This window comes from Paenibacillus arenilitoris (assembly GCF_014705655.1).
Lineage (GTDB): Bacteria > Bacillota > Bacilli > Paenibacillales > Paenibacillaceae > Pristimantibacillus > Pristimantibacillus arenilitoris.
In genome coordinates, this window is record NZ_JACXIY010000011.1 from 46003 (window position 1) to 68269 (window position 22267).

At 62.0% G+C, this 22267-nt stretch carries 16 protein-coding genes; 15 read left to right on the plus strand and 1 reads right to left on the minus strand.

Annotated features, from left to right (window positions below):
• Positions 1-177 precede the first annotated feature (177 nt).
• The 9 genes from IDH41_RS09015 to IDH41_RS09055 all read left to right on the plus strand — a co-directional run bounded on the left by IDH41_RS09015 (position 178) and on the right by IDH41_RS09055 (position 12153).
• Positions 178-1518, plus strand: coding sequence for a GTP cyclohydrolase IIa (locus IDH41_RS09015; RefSeq protein WP_190860241.1), 1341 nt, complete (start codon positions 178-180; stop codon positions 1516-1518).
• Between the two features lie 625 nt (positions 1519-2143).
• A complete protein-coding gene (locus tag IDH41_RS09020; protein ID WP_190860243.1) occupies positions 2144-3160 on the plus strand; it encodes an NAD-dependent epimerase/dehydratase family protein in 1017 nt (338 codons plus the stop codon).
• Complete coding sequence (locus IDH41_RS09025; protein ID WP_190860245.1) at positions 3161-4234, plus strand: dihydrodipicolinate synthase family protein; 1074 nt, start codon at positions 3161-3163, stop codon at positions 4232-4234.
• Positions 4235-4254: 20 nt separating this feature from the next.
• Positions 4255-4935, plus strand: coding sequence for an L-serine ammonia-lyase, iron-sulfur-dependent subunit beta (gene sdaAB, locus IDH41_RS09030; protein ID WP_190860247.1), 681 nt, complete (start codon positions 4255-4257; stop codon positions 4933-4935).
• Positions 4936-5898 carry an L-serine ammonia-lyase, iron-sulfur-dependent, subunit alpha gene (gene sdaAA / locus IDH41_RS09035; protein ID WP_190860249.1) on the plus strand — a complete coding sequence of 321 codons (963 nt, stop codon included), beginning with the start codon at positions 4936-4938 and terminating at the stop codon, positions 5896-5898. It abuts the gene before it with no gap.
• Positions 5898-7094 (plus strand): M20 metallopeptidase family protein, encoded by a 1197-nt coding sequence (locus IDH41_RS09040; protein ID WP_190860251.1) that lies wholly within the window; start codon positions 5898-5900, stop codon positions 7092-7094. Before sdaAA ends, IDH41_RS09040 begins: the two co-directional genes overlap by 1 nt.
• Entirely contained in the window at positions 7091-8020 is a 930-nt protein-coding gene (locus IDH41_RS09045; protein ID WP_190860253.1) for a Gfo/Idh/MocA family protein, read from the plus strand. Before IDH41_RS09040 ends, IDH41_RS09045 begins: the two co-directional genes overlap by 4 nt.
• Positions 8021-8130: 110 nt before the next feature.
• Positions 8131-10383, plus strand: a complete 2253-nt coding sequence (locus IDH41_RS09050; RefSeq protein ID WP_190860256.1) for a helix-turn-helix transcriptional regulator — start codon at positions 8131-8133, stop codon at positions 10381-10383.
• Positions 10384-10575: 192 nt separating this feature from the next.
• On the plus strand, positions 10576-12153 hold the full coding sequence (locus IDH41_RS09055; RefSeq protein WP_190860258.1) for an FAD-dependent oxidoreductase: 1578 nt from the start codon (positions 10576-10578) through the stop codon (positions 12151-12153).
• Positions 12154-12520: 367 nt separating this feature from the next.
• On the opposite strand, the gene IDH41_RS09060 is transcribed toward IDH41_RS09055, so the two are convergent.
• Positions 12521-14038: a malate:quinone oxidoreductase gene (locus tag IDH41_RS09060; RefSeq protein ID WP_190860260.1), complete on the minus strand. Its 1518-nt coding sequence runs from the start codon at positions 14036-14038 to the stop codon at positions 12521-12523.
• A gap of 397 nt (positions 14039-14435) precedes the next feature.
• Between IDH41_RS09060 and IDH41_RS09065 the strand changes: the two genes are divergently transcribed.
• The 6 genes from IDH41_RS09065 (at position 14436) to IDH41_RS09090 (ending at position 22237) form a co-directional block, all read left to right on the plus strand.
• Positions 14436-14963: an AAA family ATPase gene (locus IDH41_RS09065; protein ID WP_317890712.1), complete on the plus strand. Its 528-nt coding sequence runs from the start codon at positions 14436-14438 to the stop codon at positions 14961-14963.
• Between the two features lie 244 nt (positions 14964-15207).
• The gene (locus tag IDH41_RS09070; protein WP_223829591.1) at positions 15208-16122 is read left to right on the plus strand and encodes an ABC transporter permease; all 915 of its coding nucleotides are present in this window, start codon (positions 15208-15210) and stop codon (positions 16120-16122) included.
• Positions 16123-16128: 6 nt separating this feature from the next.
• Entirely contained in the window at positions 16129-16998 is an 870-nt protein-coding gene (locus IDH41_RS09075; RefSeq protein ID WP_190860265.1) for a carbohydrate ABC transporter permease, read from the plus strand.
• Between the two features lie 61 nt (positions 16999-17059).
• A complete protein-coding gene (locus IDH41_RS09080) occupies positions 17060-18604 on the plus strand; it encodes an extracellular solute-binding protein (protein ID WP_190860267.1) in 1545 nt (514 codons plus the stop codon).
• 88 nt (positions 18605-18692) lie between these two features.
• Entirely contained in the window at positions 18693-20036 is a 1344-nt protein-coding gene (locus tag IDH41_RS09085) for a Gfo/Idh/MocA family protein (RefSeq protein ID WP_190860269.1), read from the plus strand.
• Positions 20033-22237, plus strand: coding sequence for a glycoside hydrolase family 88/105 protein (locus IDH41_RS09090; protein WP_190860271.1), 2205 nt, complete (start codon positions 20033-20035; stop codon positions 22235-22237). The genes IDH41_RS09085 and IDH41_RS09090 overlap by 4 nt, the downstream gene beginning before the upstream one ends.
• Positions 22238-22267: the final 30 nt, after the last annotated feature.

A 22267-nucleotide genomic window follows, 5' to 3' on the forward strand; every position in this document is an offset into this window, starting at 1 on the left:
AGAGGACGAGACAATAATCGAACGAATGAGCACCTCGCGGAGAGGTGCTCGTTTGCGTGCGTTTCGGCGGGAAACGGAGAGTCCAGCTTGCCAAACGGCTTCGTTCGGGTATGATGGACATAAACGTTTTCCTTCGGGCGACCGGGGAAAGCCGGTAACGGATGGGAGGAATGCAAGATGCCGACGTTGAATCGGGAGCTTGCCAAGCCGATTAGAATCGGCCTTATCGGCCCCGGGCCAATCGTGGATCAGATGATGCGGGTCATAGAATCGTTCCCTTCCTTCGAGCCCGTGCCGCTCGTGTTCCGCGAGGCGGATGAGGCGCCGGAGCTGGCGGAGCGGATCGTCCGGGAGGTCGAGGTTATTTTGCTGTCCGATCCGCTCGTTCAGCGCATGGTGAAGGAGCGGATCGGACAGGCGGTGCCGCTCCATCACGTTCCGGTAACGGACGCCGGGCTGTACCGGGCGCTCTTCTATGCACAGCGCGCCGGCAGTCTTGCGGGCGGATTGTCCGTGGACACGCTGACGCAGACGATGGTCGCGCGGACGCTGAAGGATTTGGGCATGGACGGCGCATCCGCGCTCGTCTACGACGGTCCTTCCTACGCGCAGAAGGACAAGCTGGCCGCCTTTCACCAGGCCGGCTTCGAATCGGGGCGCAGCACGGTCGCGATTACCGGCCTGGAGTCGGTCGCGAAGGAGCTGGCCGCCCGCGGCGTTCCGCACGAGCGGCTCGCCCCCTCGGACCAAGACATCGTCGTCTCGCTGGAGCGGGCGCTGCTGTCCACCGAGACGCGCCGCAGCCGGGAGGGACAGATCGTCGTCGGGATGGTCAACATCGACGACTTCGGGGAGACGGCCATGAAGCGCGGCAACGAGCACGAGGTGCAGAAGCTGAAGCTGGACATCCACCGCAAGGTGCTCGATTACGTCGAATTGCTCGACGGCTATTTGACGCATCTCGGCGGAGACGAATATTTGTTTTTTACGACGAGGGGGATCTTCGAGCGGGAGACCGGCGGCTACAAGACGATCCCGCTGGCCAAGGAGATCAAGGAGGCGTACGGCATTTCCCTCAGCATCGGGATGGGCTTCGGCCGCTCCGCGAGCGACGCCGGGACGAACGCGAGAGCCTCCCTGCGCAAGGCGAAGGAGGCCGGCGGCAACGCCTGCTTCATCGTGCGGGAGGACGGCACGCTGATCGGCCCGCTTGAGATGGCCGACCCGGTGAAGAAGGTGCTCTCCTTCACGGACGCGGAGCTGATCAAGCGGGCGGAGGACGCGGGGATGACGAGCGCCTACCTGAGCAAGCTGCTGCACCACCGGGCGAGGTTCGGCAAGTATGCGTACACGGTGCATGAGCTCGCCTCGCTGCTCGACATTACCGTCCGAAGCGCGCATCGTCTCCTGCTGCTGTGGATCGACAACGGCCTCGTCGAGGTGGCCGGCATGGAGAAGGTGCCGCGCGGACGGCCTCGGCAGCTGTTCAAGCTGACTTTTTTGGAGAAGAGCCCTTGAGCGGAAATTGAGCGGGGGCTCTTCTTCGCATGATGGACAGGTCATCCGGATGTTCCGGGTGGCTTTTTTTTCGTTCAGGTGCTGACGTAGTGTCAAAAATTGAAATTAAATGCGACTACGAAGAAGGGGTGAGCGGTATAGTTTCAAGAATTGAAATTAAACCGTCAGTAACGGGCGGAGCGTCCCTGATATCCGGCAGTTAGGTTCAAATTTTGAAATAAACACCATGTTCGGAGGGGGAGAGCTCCTTTTTATTTCAGTTTTTGAAACTAATCCGGTTCCCATTTGCTTCATCGCCCAAGTGGCAGTTGATAAGGGATTGATATATTCATGGCCAACTTCTGAGCTTTGCGGCTTACTGTCGGCTTATCATGCTTGGGAGCATGTAAAACGTTAGGCGGCGAGTGAATCCTGCAAGAGAGGTAACATGCGAGTGAGGTAACGGATGAGTAGTGTAGCTGGCGGCATATGCGAGGGAGGTGACGAATGGATTTAACGGCCTGCGGGCTGACCTCCGGCGTTTCGCGGACTCTAATTAAAGACGATTAAAAGATTTGTCTTTATATCCCGTCTCTCGCTATGATGGGGAGGAAGACGTAATCGAATTGGGAGGAGAGGAAGCAGCATGAACAGCATTGCGGAGCTGGAGGCGAGGCTGGCGGAGCCGTCGGAGCGGCTGATCGCCGATTTGCGGTCGATAGAAGGGGATATTCTCGTGCTGGGCGTCGGCGGCAAGATGGGGCCGAGTCTGGCGGGACTCGCGGCGAACGCGATCCGGGAAGGCGGCTTGAACAAGCGGGTGATCGGCGTCTCGCGCTTCACGAACGAGGAGGCGAGGAGGGAGCTTGCGGAAGCGGGGGTCGAGACCGTGTCCTGCGATCTGCTGAACGAAGAAGAGCTTGCGAAGCTGCCTCGGGCCGAGAACGTCATCTATATGGCGGGCAATAAGTTCGGAACGACGGGGAGGGAGCATTTTACGTGGGCGATGAACGCTTATTTGCCGGGAAGGGTGGCGGAGAAGTACAAGGATTCGCGTATCGTCGTGTTCTCCTCCGGCAACGTGTACCCGCTGTCCCCGGTTGGCGGCGGAGGGGTGGACGAATCGGTATCGCCCGAGCCGCTGGGCGAATACGCGCAGTCCTGCCTGGGCCGGGAGCGGGTGTTCGAATATTTTTCTCGCAAAAACGGGACGCCGATGGCGATTTACCGCTTGAATTACGCGATCGACCTAAGGTACGGCGTGCTGCTCGAATTAGCCCGTTCCGTCCGCGACGGACGCCCCGTCGATCTGGCGATGGGACACGCGAACGTCATTTGGCAGGGGGACGCCAACGAAATGGCGCTGCGCTGCTTGACGCAATGCTCGAGCCCGCCGCGGACGATCAACGTCACCGGGCCGGAGACGATGTCGATCCGGTGGGCGGCGGGGGAGCTGGCCAAGCGGCTTGGACGGGAGGCGCTATTCGCGGGGGAGGAGCAGGAGACGGCGCTGCTCAGCAACGCGTCCAAGTCGCACCAGCTGTTCGGCTACCCGCGCGTGTCGCTGCTGCAGATGATCGATTGGGTGGCCGATTGGGTGAAGGCGGACGGTCCGACCTGGAACAAGCCGACGCACTTCCAAGAGAGAAAGGGGAAATTTTAAGTGGGCGGATCGCGCAGAACATTGTCGCCGGCGCTTGCCGAAGCGCTTCATGACGGTCTCGTCATTCCGGCCCATCCGCTCGCTCTGGATGCGGACCGCAAGCTGGACGAACGCCGCCAGCGCGCGCTGACGCGCTATTATGCGGCATCCGGCGCGGGTGGCATGGCGGTCGGCGTGCACTCGACGCAGTTTGAAATTCGCGAACGAGGCGTAGACTTGTATGAGCCGGTGCTGCGGCTTGCGGCGGAGGAGGCGGAGAAGGCGGGGCCGGACCGGCCGTTCCTGAAGGTGGCGGGACTGTGCGGGCCGACGGAGCAGGCGCTCGAGGAAGCCGCGATCGCGGCGGGGCTCGGCTACGACGCGGGGCTTCTCAGCATGGGCGGACTGTCCGGGTGGAGCGAGAAGGACCTGTTGAAGCGGACCGAGGCCGTCGCGGCGTTCATGCCGGTCATCGGCTTCTACCTGCAGCCTTCCGTCGGAGGACGGACGTTCAGCTTCGAATTCTGGCGCGCCTTCGCCGATATTCCGAACGTCGTCGCGATCAAAATGGCGCCGTTCAACCGCTACCAGACGCTTGACGTTGCGCGCGCGGTCTGCAGCTCCGGACGCCGGGACGAAATCGCGCTTTATACCGGCAACGACGACAACATCGTCGGCGATCTGCTGACGACTTACCGGTTCGCGGTAGACGGCGGCATCGTGGAGAAGCGGATCGTCGGCGGCCTGCTCGGGCATTGGGCGGTCTGGACCCGCAAGGCGGTCGAGCTGCTCGAGGAGATCAAGCGCTGCCGCGGCGAATCGCATATCCGCCGGGACTGGCTGACCCGGAACGTGGAGACGACGGACGCGAACGCGGCGTTCTTCGATCCCGCGAACGGCTTCGCGGGCTGCATCCCCGGCATTCACGAGGTGCTGCGCCGGCAGGGACTCCTTGCGGGGACGTGGTGCCTGAACCCGCACGAAGCGCTATCGGCCGGGCAGGCCGAGGAAATCGACCGCGTCTATCGGGCTTACCCGCATTTGAACGACGACGCATTTGTCAAAGACCATCTGCGGGAGTGGCTTGGCGAATGACATAAGGAGGATTTAAGGCCGTGCGGTTTAAAGACGTATTTTCCATCATCGGACCGAGCATGGTCGGACCGTCCAGCTCCCATACGGCGGGGGCGCTGCGGATCGGCCGTACGGCCAGGCGATTGTTCGGGACGCAGCCGGAGGCGGCCGAGATCGTGCTCTACGGCTCGTTCGCGGAGACGTACATGGGACACGGCACCGACCTAGCGCTTGCCGCCGGCCTGCTCGACTTCGAGACCGACGACATGCGCATCCGGGACGCGCTGCGGCTGGCGGAATTATCCGGCATGAACGTGACGTTCGGCAAAGGGAAGGGCCCCTTCGCCCATCCGAACACCGTCCGTCTCACGCTGAGCGGAGGCGGCCGGCAGGATGCCATCGTCGGCGCGTCGATCGGCGGCGGCAACATCGAGATGACGGACGTGAACGGCTTCGACGTGAAATTCACCGTCCGGACGCCGACGCTCTTCGTCTTCCACGGCGACCGTCCCGGCATCGTGGCCGAGGTGACGGGTTTGCTCGGACGCGAAGGGGTCAACATCGGCTACATGGACGTCGACCGGAAGAGCCGGCGCGGCGACGCGCTGACCGTCATCGAGACCGACGAAGCCGTATCCGCAGCCTTGCAGGATACCATCCGCGGCATGAAGGACGTGACGCGCGTCGGTCTCGTCGATCTTACGGCAGGAGGAGGTGCTTAAATGAAATTCAGCCATTTGAACGAGCTCGCGGCATGCTGCCGGGAGGATGGCAAGACGATCGGGCAATTGATGCTCGCGGAGCAGGCGCTCGAATCGGGCCAGAGCGAAGAGCAGGTATTCCGTCAGATGGCGGACTACTTCGGCGTCATGAAGGAGGCCGTCCGCCGCGGGCTCGACGAGCCCGTCCCGTCGCGAAGCGGATTGACCGGCGGCGACGCGGTCCGCGTGAAGGAATACATGGAGCGCGGCGACGCCTCCTTGGGGAAGGAGGCGTGCCTGGCGATGGCCTACGCGCTGTCCGTCTCCGAGGTGAACGCCTCGATGGGCCGGATCGTGGCGACGCCGACGGCCGGGTCGTGCGGCATCATTCCCGGCGCGTTCGTCAGCTCGCAGGAGCGGTTCGGCTGGGCGGACGACAAGCTCGTCATGGGGCTGTTCGCCGCGGGCGCGATCGGGTACGTCATCGCCAACAACTCCTTCATCTCCGGAGCCGAGGGCGGCTGCCAGGCCGAGGTCGGCTCCGCCATCGGCATGGCGGCGGGGGCGCTGACCGAGCTGCGCGGGGGGACGCCGGAGCAGGCCGTTCATGCGGTCGGCCTGGCGCTCAAAAACTCGCTCGGCCTCATCTGCGATCCGGTAGGCGGGCTGGTCGAAATTCCTTGCATCGTCCGCAACGGCTTCGGCGCCGTCACGGCGCTGGCCGCGGCGGACATGGCGCTTGCCGGCGTCCGCAGCGTCATCCCGTCGGACGAGGTCATCCAGGTTATGCTCGAGGTCGGCGGCGCGATGCCCGACAAGCACCGGGAGACCGGCATGGGCGGGCTGGCCCAGACGCCGACCGGCAAACGGATCGTTAAGGACCTGTACGGCAAGAAGAAATCGGCGGGCGGCAATGAAAAAGGACAAGAAAAAGAAAAAGGAAAAGGAAAAGGGGAAACCGAGGGAGAAGGGGGAGCTTCCTGATGGACTTCATGGAAGAGGGAAAACGGATCGGAGACGGGCTGATCCGGTTCCGGCGCGAGCTTCACCGGTACCCGGAGCTGAGCTCGCGGGAATCGGAGACGGCGGCGCGGGTGCTCGGGCAGCTGCGCGAGCTCGGCATCGAATGCCGGACCGGCGTGGGCGGGCACGGCATCGTGGCCGATCTTCGCGGCGAGGGGCCGGGACCGGTCATCGCGCTGCGGGCCGATATGGACGCGCTGCCGATTCGGGAGGAGACGGCGCTGGACTTCGCCTCGGAGCGGCCGGGCGTCATGCATGCCTGCGGCCACGACGCGCATACGGCGATGCTGCTCGGCGCCGCGCGCCTGCTTCAGAGGCGCCGGTTCGCGGGCACGGTGCGGCTCCTCTTCCAGCCGGCCGAAGAGATTAACGCCGGCGCCAAGGCGATGATCGAGGACGGCGCGCTGGACGGCGTGGACGAGATTTACGGCCTTCACAACCTGCCGACGTTGTCCGCAGGCAAGGCGGCGACGCGTTGCGGGCCGCTGATGGGCTCGGTGGACCGGATCGAAATCGCGATCGATGGGCGCGGCGCGCACGGCGCGATTCCCGATCAGGGCGCCGATCCGATCGTTTGCGCGTCCGCCGTCGTCATGGCGCTGCAGACCGTCGCAAGCCGGGAGGTGTCCCCGTTCGAGCCGGTCGTCGTCACGGTCGGCAGCCTGCGGGCCGGGGAGGCGAACAACGTCATCCCCCAGCGGGCGGAGCTGACCGGCACCGTTCGCGCATTCAGCGCGGAAGCGAGGGAGACGCTGGCCGGCCGGATCGAGCGCCTCGCGAAGGAGACGGCGAAGGCCTACCGGTGCCGGGCGGACGTCCGGTACGTCCGTCAGGTGCCCGTGCTCGCTGGCGACGATGCGTGCGTGCGGCATGCGGAAGCCGTCCTGGACGAGGCGATCGGAGCGCAGAACCGTGTCCAGGCGGCTCCGACGCTTGCCGGGGAAGATTTCTCCGTCTACCTCGAACGGGTGCCGGGCTGCTTCTTCTGGCTCGGGTCGGGCCCCTCGACCGGCGCGGAGCGGGCTTACGGGCTTCATCATCCGCGCTATACGCTGAACGAAGCCTGCATTCCGCTGGGGGCGTCCATTCTGGCCGCGATTGCCTTCGGCCGCTTGAGCGAAGCCGGAGCAGCGACGGGGAGGGGGACAGCGGGATGAACGATATTCGGATCGGCATGATCGGCCTGGACACGTCGCATGCGGTCATTTTCGCGCGGCTGCTTCATGACCGGGACGACCCGCACCATATTCCGGGCGGGCGGATCACAGCCGCCTATCCCGGCGGCTCGCCGGATTTCCCGCTCAGCATCGGACGGGTTGCGGGGTATACGGAGGAGCTGCGCGCGAAGCATGGCGTACGAATCGTCGATTCGCCGGAGGAGGTCGCGGAGCGATGCGACGCGATCATGCTGGAATCGGCGGACGGGCGCGTGCACGCGGAGCAGTTCGCGCGGATCGCCCCGTACGGGAAGCCGGTGTTCATCGATAAGCCGCTCGCCCTGACCGCGGCGGACGCCGACGAGATTTGGCGGCTTGCCTTGCGGTACCGGGTTCCGCTCATGAGCGGCTCGTCGCTTCGCTTCGCGGACGAGCTGCAGGCGGAGCTGCGGCGGCCGGACGGGGGCGCGATACTCGGCGCCGACGTCTACGGGCCGATGAGCGTGCAGCCGACGCAGCGCCATTATTTCTGGTACGGCATCCATTCGGCGGAGATGCTGTATGCGGCGATGGGCCGCGGCTGCGAGGAGGTTCACGCCTTCTCCTCCGAGGGGCATGAGCTGATCGCCGGCAAGTGGAAGGACGGCCGGATCGGAACGATCCGGGGAGGCCGAAGCGGGAGTTCCGCCTTCGGGGCGCGGGTGCACCGCGAGACGGGGACGTCCGTCGTCGAGGTCGGAAGCGGGCCGAGGCCTTACTACGCAAGCCTCCTGGAGAAGGTGATTGCGATGTTCGCCGGAGGGCGCGCGGAGCCGGACATGGAGGAGACGGGCGAGCTGATCCGCTTTCTGGAGGCGGCGGAAGAGAGCCGGATGAGCGGAATAAGCGTGAAGCTGAATCCCGGCCGGAGAGTTGCTTGGACGTGACGGAGCCGGCGCCGCTTTCGATATAGACCGGACGATTATGCGCATACGGGAGAGGGGATAGGGGGACGGACGTGGAATATATGTGGATGACATCGTGAGAGGTGACGCCAATGAACCGATTGATCGCGAATAGGGGCTTGCTGCAAATTTTCTTTTCGCTGCTGTTAGTCATCGTTATCATGTTTGTATCCAACTACTTCGTCTACAAAAACTCGATTTCCGGCATTTACGAGAAAGTAACGCAAAATAACCGGCTGGTCATTAAAAATATAATCCAAACGTTCGACGGCAGCTTCGCGTCCGTGAACAACCTCATGTTCAACATTCAAAGCATTCCATACGGCAGCCCCAAGCCGGGCGGAGACGGCACCGTCGACATGGCGGGCGTTTATTCGCTGCAGGAGCATCTCAGCGCGCTCGCGTCGTCCATCGATTTCATCGAAGAGGTGATCGTCTTCTATGACGATTCCGACCTGGCCATCACGTCCATCGGCACGACCGACATCAATCTTTTGTTCAATGACAAATACAGGCATCCGATCCACAACGCGAATTACTGGCGGACCTACGCCAAGTCGAGGCACGCGTTCACCGTGTTCAAGGCCGACGACTATTCGCTGTCGACCGGCGCCGCGCCGGCCGAGAAAGGCAGGCTTATGGTCGCGATGAACGGCAATAAGGTGAAAATGTCCGACAAGCACGTGATGGTGCTGATCAACGTCGACAAGCTGCTGAAGCGCGTGGACCGGAACGCGACGATCCCCGGCGCGTCCCTCATCGTGCTCGACGCCGAACGCAACGTCATTCTCAGCACGGAGCCGGATTGGAATTTCGCCGAGCTGCTGAACGAGGTCTATTTCAACCCGTCGAGGGAGGCGACCTTGACCCGGGAAGATTTCGAATACAACTTCTACAAATCGAATTACAACGACTATATTTATATCGATAAGGTTCCGTACCAATTCCAAAATATCGATTCCGTCACGAACGCGAGCCGCTTGATTATGATCAGCGCGATCATCTGCGCCGTTATCCTGTCCGCCTTGCTCAGCGTTTATCTGTACAAACCGATTAAAGCGATATTGAAGCAGCTTGGCGGGGGAGCGGTCAAGGGGAACGATTTCCGGAAAATCCACAGCGGCATCGTGAAGATCCAGTCGGAGAACGAATCGCTCAAAAATCAAATGAGCTTCGTCGAGCTGGAAATCCGCCAAAGCCTGTTCCTGCAGCTGCTGCACGACCGGTCGCATTCGCGCGATTACGAGCTGCAGCTGCAGAACTATTACCCGTACTTTTTCCGCGAGAGGCAGTTCGTCATGGCGGCCTTCCGCCTGAAGAAAGCGGATGACGGCAAGGCGTACGCGGCTCCGCGGATCGAAGAAATGACCGCTTCCCTGCGGGAAGGGCTGCTGCGGCTAATCGGGCAGGACGTCGTCTTCCACTCGGGCCACCTGGAGTTTCTGGCGCTTATCGGGATGGATTCTTCCTTGGACAAAAAGACGGTGCTGCGCCGATTGGAAGCTTTCGTCGCGTCGGCGGAGATGGGGGCCTTCGAAGGCTACGCGCTTCAGGCTTACGTCAGCCGCGTCTACGATTCGAGCATGAAAAACTGCAGCGCGGCCTACCGGGATCTCCGCGAAGGGATGATCGCGCGGAACATGAAGCAAGACGGGCCCGTCATCGATACGGAAGCGGTCAGCATCGTGACGGACATCTATTATCCGATCGATAAGATCGAGAAGCTGTCGAACTGCGCGTTAACCGGCAAGACGGACGAGGCGCTCGGGATCGTTCGGGACATTTTGCAAGAGAACGCGGACCGCAACGTGCATCATTACCAGCTGGCGCATATCGCCAGGAGCATGTTCTACTACATGCTGAAGCATGCGGACGCCGACGAGGACGAAGGAATGGAAATTCACCGGTTCGAGATGGCGTTCTGCCGCAAGGTGGACGAAGCCTACGGCGTAAGCGAAATCCGGCGGGCGCTCGTCGAAGCCGTGCCTTTCATCGCCGGCCGTTCGAACCGGGAGCAGAAGAGCAAGCTGAATCCGGCCTTCATCAACCAATACATCGAGCTGCATTATATGGAAAATTTGCATCTGGACCATATGGCCGACGTGCTCGGCACGAGTCCGAAATATTTTTCGAACTACTTCAAGCGGACGTTCGAAGTCAATTACGTGGAATACCTCAATAAGGTCCGGCTGTCGCATGCGCGGGAGTTTCTGAAGAGCACCGACTGGAGCGTCGCGGAGATCGGCGAGAAGACGGGGTATTTGAATTCGTCGACCTTCACGACGACGTTCAAGAAGTATTACGGGGTATCCCCGAGCGAATACCGGAAGAAGCATGTAAGCTGACCGGGATGATCGCGGAACGCCGCATCTCCGTTAAGCCGCACCCGACGTGATGCCGTTGGAGGGGGCGGAGGAAGCCTATGCGGGCATATGGATGCGGGAAGCCTGCGCAATCGAATCGGAAGGGGACGCTGCTGAAATACGGGAGTTCGCGAGCTTAATCGAATCCGGCACGGCGAGAGGAGAGGGTTTGGCATGCAAATCGGCTTGTTGGAAGCGGATATCGTCATTATCGGGGGCGGCACGGGCGGTTGCGCCGCGGCGCTTGCCGCTTCGAAGGCGGGCAAGAAGGTAATCATGACGGAGGAGACCGATTGGATCGGCGGCCAGCTGACGAGCCAGGCGGTGCCGCCGGATGAGCATCCCTGGATCGAGCAGTTCGGCTGCACGGCAAGCTACCGCGAGTTTCGTAACCGCGTGCGCGAGTATTATAAGGCTAACTTTCCGTTGACGGCGGATGCGCTCGGCGCGGCGCGCCTCAACCCGGGGAACGCGTCGGTCAGCCGCGTTTCGCATGAACCGAGAGCGGCGCTGGCCGTCCTGCGGGATATGCTGGCTCCCTATATCCATAGCGGCAGATTGACGGTATTGGAGAAGCACGTCCTCGTAAACGCGGATACCGAAGGCGACGAGGTGACCGCCGTTCATGTCCGGGACGAAGCGGACGGGCAAATCCTGACGCTGAGGGCGCCCTATTACTTGGACGCGACGGAGGAGGGGGACGTGCTCCCGCTTGCGGGCGTCGAATACGTGACGGGCTCCGAATCGGCCGAGACGACCGGCGAGCCGCACGCGCTGCCGGGCGACGCCGACCCGAGCGACATGCAGGCGTTCACGTGGTGCTTCGCGCTCGATTACTCGCCCGGCGAGGACCATACGATCCCGAAGCCGGAGCAATATGAGTTCTGGAAGGCGTACAAGGCGGATTTCTGGCCGGATAAGCTGCTCAGCTGGACCGGGCTCGTGCCGCATACGCTGGAGCCGGTCCGGTATCAGCTTCTGCCCGGCGGGCCGAACTTCTCGCTATGGCAGTACCGCCGCATCATCGACCGCTCCTTGTTCGCGGAAGGGCAGTTCGACCGCGACGTGTCTATCGTGAACTGGCCGCAGAACGACTATTGGCTCGGCCCGATCATCGACGTCGAGCCTTCCGTCCGGGCGGCGCATCTCGAGAACGCCAGGCAGCTAAGCCTGTCCCTGCTTTATTGGATGCAAACCGAGGCGCCGCGTCCGGACGGAGGAACGGGTTATCCGGGGCTGCGGCTTCGTCCCGACGTGACGGGGACGAAAGACGGCCTCGCCAAGCGCCCCTATATCCGGGAATCGCGGCGCATCGTAGCGGAATGCACGGTCGTCGAGCAGCATTTGAGCCCGGCTTGCCGCCCGGACGGGAAGGCCGAAGCGTATTTCGACTCGGTCGGCGTCGGCTGCTACCGGATCGACCTGCATCCGAGCACGGGGCTCCGCACGTACATCGACGTGCCGAGCCTGCCGTTCCAAATCCCGATGGGCAGCCTCATCCCCGTCCGCGTGAACAACCTGCTTGCGGCGGCCAAGAACATCGGCACCACGCATATTACGAACGGCTGCTACCGGCTCCACCCGGTGGAGTGGAACATCGGGGAAGCGGCGGGGTACCTGGCCGCTTACTGCATCGACCGCGGCTTGCGCCCGCGGGACGTGCGGAACGACGGCGGCCATCTCGGCGCCTTCCAGCGGACGCTCGCCGCCGCGGGCGTGGAGCTGCAATGGCCAGACATTCGCGCGGTATAGGCGACGCAGGCGCGTGAGTGCACGGCCCGACCCGGGCCGCAAAGGGCGGCTGCGCCGTCGATCAGGTCTAGAAATTAGACCTGATCGCGCCATTCCCGCCCGAAAAACCGAATCAGGTCTAGAAATTAGACCTGATTGCACGAATTCGGCCCGACCCGGGCCGCAAAGGGCGGCTGCACCGTCGATCAGGTCTAGAAATTAGACCTGATCGCGCCATTCCCGCCCGAAAAACCGAATCAGGTCTATAAATTAGACCTGATCGCACGAATTCGGCCCGACCCGGGCCGCAAAGGGCGGCTGCGCCGCCCCCCAATCCAAAAAAAACCTCCCGTCCGTCCAACGAAAGGACGAACGGGAGGTTTTTGCATTACGATACGGTTCTGCGCGCCTTCTGAACCGGCTTGCTCTCGCTCAGGCCGAGCGACCGCGCCGTCGAAGCTTGAATCTCGCGGAGAAGCTCCGGGTTATCCAACAGCGACTCGCCGTACGATGGAATCATTTCTTTGAGCTTCGGCCCCCACGCCTTGATATGCTGCGGGAAGCACCTGGCGATGACCTCCAGCATGACGGACACGGCGGTGGAAGCGCCCGGGGACGCGCCGAGCAGGGCGGCGATCGAACCGTCCGCCGCGCTGATCACTTCCGTGCCGAATTGGAGCGTTCCTTTGCCGGCGGCCGTATCTTTGATGATTTGCACGCGCTGGCCGGCTACGAGCAGATCCCAATCCTCGCTTCTCGCGTTCGGGACGAATTGCCGCAGCTCTTCCATGCGCTGCTCCTTCGACAGCATCACTTGCTTGATCAGATAGGTGGTGAGCGGCACATTCTTGACTCCCGCCGCCATCATCGTGACGAGATTATGCGGCTTGACCGAAGTGACCAGATCGAGCATGGAGCCGAATTTCAAAAACTTCGGCGAGAAGCCGGCGAACGGTCCGAACAGCAGCGACTCCTTGTTGTCGATAACCCTCGTGTCTAGATGCGGAACGGACATCGGAGGAGCGCCGACCGAAGCTTTGCCGTACACCTTGGCATTATGCTGCGCGACGACGTCCGGGTTCCGGCACACCATAAACAGCCCGCTTACCGGGAAGCCGCCGATTCCTTTACCTTCGGGAATGCCGGACTTCTGTAGCAAATGCAGGCTTCCGCCGCCGCCGCCGATAAAGACGAACTTGGCCGTAATGCGTTCGACGCCGCCGCTGCCGACGTTCCGTACCTTCAGTTCCCAAAGTCCGTCGCGCGTACGCTTAATGTCGTCCACGTTATGGTTGAAGTTGATATCTACGTTTTTGCTCTTCAGATGCGCGAACAGCATGCGCGTTAAAGCGCCAAAGTTGACATCCGTACCGGATTCGATTCTCGTGGCCGCGATCGGATTGTCCAATGCGCGGTCCTTCATCATCAGCGGAATCCATTCCTTCAGCTTCTCCGGCTCGTCGGAAAATTCCATGCCTTGGAACAGCGGATTGCCGGTCATCGCTTCGAACCGTTTTTTCAAAAAGCCGACATCCTCTTTCCCTTGGACGAAGCTCATATGGGGCACCGGCACGATGAAGTCCCGAGGGTTGCGGATCAGCTTGCTGTCGACGAGATAAGACCAGAACTGCTTGGAATCCTGGAATTCTTTGTTTACTTTAACGGCTTTGCTAATATCTATGGAACCGTCCGGCCGTTGGACGGTGTAGTTAAGCTCGCATAGGGAGGCATGCCCCGTTCCCGCGTTGTTCCATTCGTTGGAGCTTTCTTCTCCCGCGCCCGCGCGCCTCTCGAACACTGTAATTTCCCAGTCCGGTACCAATTCCTTCAGCAGCGACCCCAAAGTAGCACTCATGATTCCGGCACCAATTAAGATAACGTCTGTTTTCGTTTGTCTGTTGCTCATTTCTACCGTCCTTATACCATTCGATTTGCAGAAAGAACGCGGGGCGCCTTCGTTTCGGAAGCGCCGCCATAGGCCGAGGCTCGGCCCGGCAGACCGTCTTTCTGGATCAATTTTTACTTAATCTTAGTTTATCACTATTGAAAGGCATAAGCTATTTCTATTTTATTGTACGAATCCGTCGAACGGCTTGCGGTTTAGCCGAAAAAACGCGCGGCGCGGCCATTTACACGGTTCGCTGCGACGATCTGCGGACGATTCATGAATTTATGACAAAAAGGTGAAACTATGGATATCGAAAAAGCGTGCCGATCCGGTCGACTATTTTTCTAAACGAAATTTCCCTGCAATCCTCCGACCGCAGCCGATAAAATAAACGTATCGAAGGAGGGGATTCGCTGTGGAGAATAAGAAGCTGCCCTTGTTTATCGTTACGGGAGCGAGCGGCGCGGGCAAGACGACGGTCATGGGCGAACTGAGGGAACGGCTGCCTGACTTTATCGTGCTCAGCACGGACAACGACATGTTCGGCACGACCTCCGAGCTGCTGGACTATCCGAACCGGTTCAACGTGTTGTTCCAGTTTGCCCATTTTGCGGCCAAGTCCGGGAAGGGGACGGTCATCTGCGGCACCGTTATGCCCTGGGACGCGCAAAAATGCGACGCGTACGACTTGTTCGACGAAGTATGCTTCATCAATTTGCACTGCGACGACGATACCCGCAATAACCGGCTTCGCAATCGGGAGGATAAGGCGACCTGGACCGACGAGATGCTGAAAAGACACGAGGAGTTCGCCAGGTGGCTCCTGGACAACGCCGAGACCGCTTACCGGCCGCCGATGCCCACGATCGACACCGCCGTTGCGCCTCCGGCGGAAGTCGCCGGACAAATTAGCGAATACGTGCTCAAGGTATGGAACCAATGAACCGATCCTCCACCGCGTGAGCTGATCCGCCAGAGCGGCCGGCGCCTGCCCGCTAGCCCATAGCCCATCCGATACGCGATTCGTCCAGAACGGACGGGATCGCGTATTTGTGCATGCCGTGGAGGATCGCATGATTGAACCGGCGGCGCCGGAGCGGGTAAGATGACGGTACAAGAAGCGAAGGAGGTTCATGGCGATGGCCGTACCGTATGACCGATTAAAGCCGGATTCCGCTCCCGCATCGATGCGGAAGCCGAGAGGAAACCGGCTCGTTGCCAACATGCGCAAGCATTGGATGCTGTATGTCATGATCCTGCCCGGCATCCTCTATTATCTCGTCTTCAAATATTTGCCGCTGGCGGGAAGCGCGATCGCGTTCCAGGATTATCAAATTTTCAAGGGCATGCAAGGAAGCGCCTGGGTCGGGCTGGACAACTTCCGCTACATTTTCTCTTATCAGGATTTCTACCTCGTATTAAGGAACACGGCGACCATCGCCCTGTACCAGCTGGTGTTCGGCTTCCCGGCGCCGATCATCCTCGCGCTCCTGTTCAACGAAGTGAGGCTGATGCTGGCGAAGCGCGTCGTGCAAAGCTTGTTCTACCTGCCGCACTTTCTGTCGTGGGTCGTCGTGGGCGGCATCGTGTTCGAGCTGCTGTCGAGCCAAGGCGTCGTCAACATGGTGCGCGGGTGGCTCGGACAGGAGACGATCCTGTTCATGCAGGAGCAGCGGTATTTCCGTTCCATCGTCGTCATCTCCGCGATCTGGAAGGACGTCGGATGGGGCACGATCATTTATTTGGCCGCTATCGCCGGCATCAATCCGAATTTATATGAAGCGGCCGTCATGGACGGAGCGAACCGCTGGAAGCAGACGATTCATATCACGCTTCCGACGATGTTCCCGACGATTCTGGTGCTGTTCCTGCTCAATATCGGCAATTTCCTCGAGCTTGGCTTCGACCAGATATACAACCTGCTTACGCCGATGACGTATTCGGTGGGCGATATTATCGAAACCTACGTCTACCGGGCCGGGGTGCTGCAGGGGCAGTACAGTGTAACGACGGCGATCGGGCTGTTCCAATCGGTCATCGGCTTCGCGCTGCTGTGGATTTTCAACCGGATGGCGCGAAAAACTGAACAGGGGTTGTGGTGATGAAGCATGAAGCTAACGTTTGGCGATAAGCTGTTCCAATTGTTCAACTACGCGTTCCTGATCGCGGCCGCCTCGACGATGCTGCTGCCGCTCCTTCAGCTGCTGGCCGTATCGTTCAGCTCGCCGATCGCGGCCGATTCCAAGAAGGTGTTCCTGCTGCCCGTCGAGTTCACGGCGGCGTCCTGGCTTCACATTTTGCAGAACGAAGGGTTGTGGCTGTCCTTCGGCATTACCGCTTACATTACGATCGTCGGAACGCTGATCAGCATGCTGTTCTCGGTGCTGACCGCGTATCCGCTTGCGCACAAAGATTTTCTGATCCGCAAGCCGATCATGGTCGGCATCATTATTACGATGATTTTCAACGCGCCGATGATCCCGTTCTTCCTGACGGTGCGCGAGCTCGGCCTGATGAATTCGCTGTGGGCGCTCATTCTTCCGGGCGTGATCGGCACCTTCAACATGATCATCATCCGTACGTTCTTCATGGGCATTCCGAAGGAGCTGGACGATTCGGCCCGGATCGACGGCTGCAGCGACGCGGGGATCTTATTCCGTATCTACCTGCCGCTGTCGAAGCCGGTCATGGCGACGGTCAGCCTGTTCTACGCGGTCGGCTATTGGAACACGTTCTCGCGGGCGGTGCTGTTCATCCGCGATCCGGAGAAATGGCCGCTCCAAATGAAGCTCCGCGCCTACCTGACTTCGCCGGAGGAGCTTGCTTCGGTCAATTTGGTGCTCGGCGACTACGATTTCAACACGACAACGTTGAAAGCGGCTACAATTTTGTTCGCGACGATACCGATCGTGCTGGTCTACCCGTATTTGCAGAAATACTTCGTCAAAGGCTCGATGCTCGGTTCATTGAAGGAGTAGCCGGCCCGCCGGTTTCCTATATACTTTTTCGATACGCACAATAAAAAGGGAGGATTCATGCATGGTAAATCATTGGTTAGGCAAATCGGCAAGGCGTTCCGCGCTGGCGTCGCTGCTGGCGGTCGCCCTCGTTACCGGTTGTTCGGGCGGCGGGAAGGAGCCGGAGGCGTCCGGGAACAACGGGGAAGGCGGCGAGCCCGTCACGGTTCGCGTGTTCAAAAGCCATATGGGGGTCGGGACGATCCCGGACCGCAATAATGACCACGTGAAGTACGTCCAAGAGAAGACGGGCGTCGTATACGAACTGATGACGACGCCGCCCGGCTCGGAGCCGACCGAATATTTGAACCTGATGATCGCCTCGGACGACCTGCCGGACATTCTCCGCCCGATCGGGGGCGTCGAGCAGACGCTGATCAAGCAGGGCGGCGCGCTCGCGCTGGACGAATTGCTGCCGAAGTACGCGCCGAACGTCTGGAAGAACATTCCCGAGGAAGCGTGGGACGTCGTACGCTCCGCTTCCCCGGACGGCCATATCTACTACGTGCCGAAGGTGTTTCTCGTGCCCGAGCGGGCGCCGATGATCCGCCAGGACTGGCTGGACAAGGTCGGGCTCGCGATGCCGGCTACGGTCGAAGAGTACAAGGACGTGCTTCGCGCCTTCCGCGACAAGGATCCGAACGGCAACGGCAAGCCGGATGAGCTGCCGACGTCCGGGCGCGAATTCGGCAAGTGGATGGACCATCTGTTCGGCATGTACGGGGTCGCGATGTGGGAAGGCGTTCCGGAATGGGACATCTACGAAGGCGAGATTCAGTACGCCGGCGTGTCCAAGAACATGAAGGCCGCGATCGCCTTTATCCGCGAATTGTACGAAGAGAAGCTGCTGGACAACGAGACGTTCCTGAACAAGGGCGATGTGTGGACGGCCAAAATCAACAACAACCTCGTCGGCAGCTGGTACCATCTGCCCGCCAACCTGCGCGACCGCTACACCGCGATGCTCGAAGGGGCGCCGGACGCCTACGTCGTCGGCATGCCGATGCCGAAGGCGGAGGGCTTCGAAGGGTACGTCACGCAGAAGAGCATGGGCGAGCCGGAGTGGATCATCCCGGCCGCGGCGGAGGACAAGGCGGCCGCTTCGCTCAAGCTGCTCGACTTCTTCTACGACAAGAGCAACGACGAATTTATCCGCTTCGGCATCGAGGGGCAGCAGCATGAGGTAGTGGACGGCAAGAAGGTGCTGCTCCCGCCGGAGGACAGCCGCCCGATCGCGCTCGGCATGCGCAACCTGACGACGAAGGAAGACATGGACATCCGCATCAAGGAGACGATCCCGGAGGACATGCAGAAGATGGTGACCGACGTCTTCGCCGTAAGCACGGCCGACGCGCGCCGCATCGCCGGGGACGGCCTGCCGAACACGGTCTACGAAGGGTTTCCGGACATTCAGTCGCACAAGCTGTTCCAGGAGTATTTGACCAAGATCGTCATCGGGGAGTGGCCGATCGAGAAGTTCGACGAGTTCGTGGACCGCTGGTACAAAGCCGGCGGGGACAAGGTGACCGAGCGCGTGCAGGAATGGTACGCGAACGTGAGCAAATAAGCGGCGCCCGGCAGGGCCGGGCCGGCAGAACCTGTGCCGGCCCTTCTGCCGCACATAGGCCGGGAGCGCCGGAGAGGAGAGGTTCATCATGAAAAAACGTTACGCCATCTGCGGGGTGAGCGGCCGGGCGCTCGGCATGTTCGCGAAGCCGATCTTGACGACGTTTGCCGGCGGCTGCGAGCTCGTCGGGCTGCTCGACCCCGATCCCGCGCGCTTCGCGCTGTTCCGGGAGAGGTACCCGGAGCAGGCCGGCATCCGGACGTACGGGGAGGACGATTTCGACCGCTTGGTCGAAGAGACGAGGCCGGACGTCATCATCGCCGCTGGCCGCGATCATACGCATGCGCGGTACATCATCGCGGCGCTTCGGCATGGCCTCGACGTCATTACGGAGAAGCCGATGGTGACGACGGGCGAGGACAGCAGGCGCGTTCTGGAGGCGGAGAAGGCGAGCAAGGGCGGCGTGACCGTGACGTTCAATTACCGTTACGCGCCCATCCACACGAGAATCAAGGAGCTGGTGCTCGAAGGGAGGCTCGGAAGGATCACGTCGATCGACCTGAACTGGTACCTCGATACGTACCACGGCTCCAGCTATTTCAAGCGGTGGAACCGGGAGCGCGAGCTGTCGGGGGGATTGTCCGTGCACAAAAGCACGCATCATTTCGATCTCGTCAACTGGTGGATCGGGCAAAAGCCGATCGAAGCGTTCGCGTACGGCGCGCTGAACTATTACGGCGCCGAGGCGGAGGCGAATCCGAAGAAGGAGGACGGCCGGCACTGCAGCACCTGCGAGCGCACGGAGGATTGCGGCTACTACTCGCGCTGGAACGCGCGCAGCAAGAACATCCGCGTGCCGGACGATCATCTGGGCTCCCTGGCCGCGGGAGGAGGAGGGCAGGCGTATCCGTATTCGGATTACCGGCCGGACCGGTGCATCTTCGATTCGTCGATCGACATCGAGGATACGTACGCGGCGACGGTGAGGTACGACGGAGGCGCGCTGCTCAGCTATTCGGTCAATTTCTCGCTGCCGTACGAAGGCTACCGCCTCGCGATCAACGGCACGAAGGGCAGGCTGGAGACGGTCGAGTACCATATGCCGAGCCGGACGCCGTTCCAGGTGCCGGTGCAGACGATCGACTACTTCCCGCTGTTCGGCTCGAAGGAGACGATCCACGTCGTGCACAAGGAAGGCAGCCACGGCGGAGGCGATCCGCTGCTGCTGGAGGATTTGTTCATGGGCGAGGACCGGAGAAGGCCGTACCGGATATTGTCCGGAGCCGAGGACGGCGCGTATTCCGTGGCGACGGGCGAAGCGGTGTGGCGCTCGGCGAAGGAGCATCGCCCGGTTACGATCGCCGAGGTGCTCGGCGGCGGGGCGAACGAGCGGGAAGCCGCGCTGAGCGGCAAAGGAGGCGGGACGAAATGACGACGAAGGCACGGTCCGGCGGATACGTCGATCCGTCGGAAAGCATGGCGGCGCAGACGGACGGCCTCCGGATCCCGCATGTGCTCGAGACGATGGCGCGGCGGTACGTCGGGGATAACCCGCCGCACGAGCCGGTATTCCGGGTCGCGCGGACAAGCGAAATCCGCAAGCTGCCGAACCATCTATACGAGTTCCCGGCAGGGAAGATGTTCCCGTCGATGCGCGAGGGACAGCGCGTCTACGCTTGGGCGAAGCTGTGGATCGACCGGCCGCATGATTTCGTGTTTCTGCTGCGCTGCTTCGGTCCGGTTCGACTCTATCATAACGGCGAGAAGCGATACGGCTCGTCGACGGAGGAGACGGCGGCGTCCGGCGGCCCGGAAGTGCCGCCGCTGAAGCTGAAGGTGGCGCTGACGAGCGGCTGGAACCACTTTGTGCTGGAGCTCGGCAAGGACGGAGCGGGAGGCTGCGGCGCGGAATTCGGCACGGGCAGCCGCAAGAACAAGCCGTTCCACTTTCTGGCGCCGACCGGGGAACGGGACGGGGAAGAGGGCTGGATTTACACCGAGCCGCGGGATGAACCGCTAGCCGGGGTGCCGGAGAGGACGATGGCGGAGGCATCCACCGGCGCGGAATGGCTGCCCGCGCGGACGGCCGTCGAGGAAGGCCGCCTGGAGCGGCTGTACGGAACGAAGCCGGGGCATGCCGCGTACGCGTGGACGAAGGTTCTGGGCATCGCCGTCCCGGCCCGGCGCGTCGAGCTGACCGGTACGGCCTACGGGCCGGTGCGGTTCGCATGGAACGGCGAGGAATGCCACTCTGTGCAGGAAGCGGGCGAATTCGCGTTCGCGGTGGACGCCCCGCCGGAAGGCGGCGATCTGATCGCGGAATGCGTGTGCGGCGACCGGGGCTGGGGCTTCCGGCTGCAGGAGCCCGCGCCGGAGACGGGGGCGGCGCTCGCCGTTCCGCGGCCCGTGCGCGGCCATGAGGGCAAATGGCTGCACCTCGGCCCGTTCGCGCCGGGCACGGCGGTTAACGCCGGCGATTATTTGGCCATGGACGCGGCGGCGGAAGGCGGCGGCGGGGCGTCCTTCTTCTGGACGACCGGCGAGCCGGGCGCCTGCATCCGCCCGTTCCTCGAGAACGAGCTGTTCGGCCGCTGGAATTATCCGCTCGGCGTGACGCTTACCGGCCTGCTCGAGACGGGCGGCTTGCTCGGTCGCGGCGACTTGGCCGACTACGTGCTGCGCCACGTCGAGTTCGCGACGTCGTTCTACGCGTATTCGTTATGGGACCGCGAACGGTTCGGCGCGGCGGGGCTCAATAACCAGCTGTCGGACATCGACAGCCTGGACGATTGCGGCTCGTTCGGCGCCCTGGCCATCCTCGCCGGACGGCACCGGCCGCTCAAGGGAGCCCGCGCGGCGGCGGACGACATCGCCCGCTACATCATGCGCGTGCAGGACCGCATGGAGGACGGCGCGCTGTACCGCCGGGTCGGCGTGTCGCCGAGCATGCACAACACGATGTGGTGCGACGACATGTACATGAGCGTGCCTTTCTTGTGCCGGTACGCCGAGCTGTCGGGCGATTCGGGCTGCCTGAACGAAGCGGCCCGCCAGCTGCTGCTGTACAAACAATATTTGTACATGCCGGAGAAGCGGATCATGTCCCATGTGTACGACGTCGCCGCGGGCAAGCCGTCCCGGACGGCATGGGGGCGGGGCAACGGCTGGGTATTCTTCTCGCTTGCGGTCCTGCTCGGCGCGCTGCCGCAGGCGCATGCGAGCCGCCCGGCGATATTGGCCTTCTACCGGGAACTGGCCGGCGGCTACCTCGCGCTGCAAGGCGAGAGCGGCTTATGGCATCAGGTGCTGACCGATCCGGAGTCCTACGAGGAGTCGTCCTGCACGTCGATGTTCATGTACGGCTTCGCGCTCGGCGTCCGGCACGGCTGGCTCGCGGATCCGCAGCCTTACGCCCGGGCGGCGCTTGCCGGCTGGCGGGGGCTGTGCGAGCGGGCGATCGATGCGCGCGGCAATTTGTACGGCGTATGCAAGGGGTCCAGCTGGTCGTATTCCCACGCTTATTACAAGCACGAGCTGGGCTGGAACTTGAACGATACGCACGGCATCGGCATCGTGCTGCTCGCCGGCATCGAGACGCATCGCATGAAGGAATGGCTGGGCGGAAGAGGCTGAGCGGCGGCGGAAGACGGGCCCGGCAGGCTA

Bases quoted from the DNA above. Each gene is read 5' to 3' on its own strand.
- IDH41_RS09020 (WP_190860243.1), top strand. From the start codon at position 2,144: ATGAACAGCATTGCGGAGCTGGAGGCGAGGCTGGCGGAGCCGTCGGAG.
- IDH41_RS09070 (WP_223829591.1), top strand. From the start codon at position 15,208: ATGCGGAAGCCGAGAGGAAACCGGCTCGTTGCCAACATGCGCAAGCAT.
- sdaAA (WP_190860249.1), top strand. From the start codon at position 4,936: ATGAAATTCAGCCATTTGAACGAGCTCGCGGCATGCTGCCGGGAGGAT.
- IDH41_RS09015 (WP_190860241.1), top strand. From the start codon at position 178: ATGCCGACGTTGAATCGGGAGCTTGCCAAGCCGATTAGAATCGGCCTT.
- IDH41_RS09085 (WP_190860269.1), top strand. From the start codon at position 18,693: ATGAAAAAACGTTACGCCATCTGCGGGGTGAGCGGCCGGGCGCTCGGC.
- IDH41_RS09050 (WP_190860256.1), top strand. From the start codon at position 8,131: ATGAACCGATTGATCGCGAATAGGGGCTTGCTGCAAATTTTCTTTTCG.
- IDH41_RS09080 (WP_190860267.1), top strand. From the start codon at position 17,060: ATGGTAAATCATTGGTTAGGCAAATCGGCAAGGCGTTCCGCGCTGGCG.
- IDH41_RS09090 (WP_190860271.1), top strand. From the start codon at position 20,033: ATGACGACGAAGGCACGGTCCGGCGGATACGTCGATCCGTCGGAAAGC.
- IDH41_RS09045 (WP_190860253.1), top strand. From the start codon at position 7,091: ATGAACGATATTCGGATCGGCATGATCGGCCTGGACACGTCGCATGCG.
- IDH41_RS09075 (WP_190860265.1), top strand. From the start codon at position 16,129: ATGAAGCTAACGTTTGGCGATAAGCTGTTCCAATTGTTCAACTACGCG.
- IDH41_RS09040 (WP_190860251.1), top strand. From the start codon at position 5,898: ATGGACTTCATGGAAGAGGGAAAACGGATCGGAGACGGGCTGATCCGG.
- IDH41_RS09060 (WP_190860260.1), bottom strand. From the start codon at position 14,038: ATGAGCAACAGACAAACGAAAACAGACGTTATCTTAATTGGTGCCGGA.
- IDH41_RS09055 (WP_190860258.1), top strand. From the start codon at position 10,576: ATGCAAATCGGCTTGTTGGAAGCGGATATCGTCATTATCGGGGGCGGC.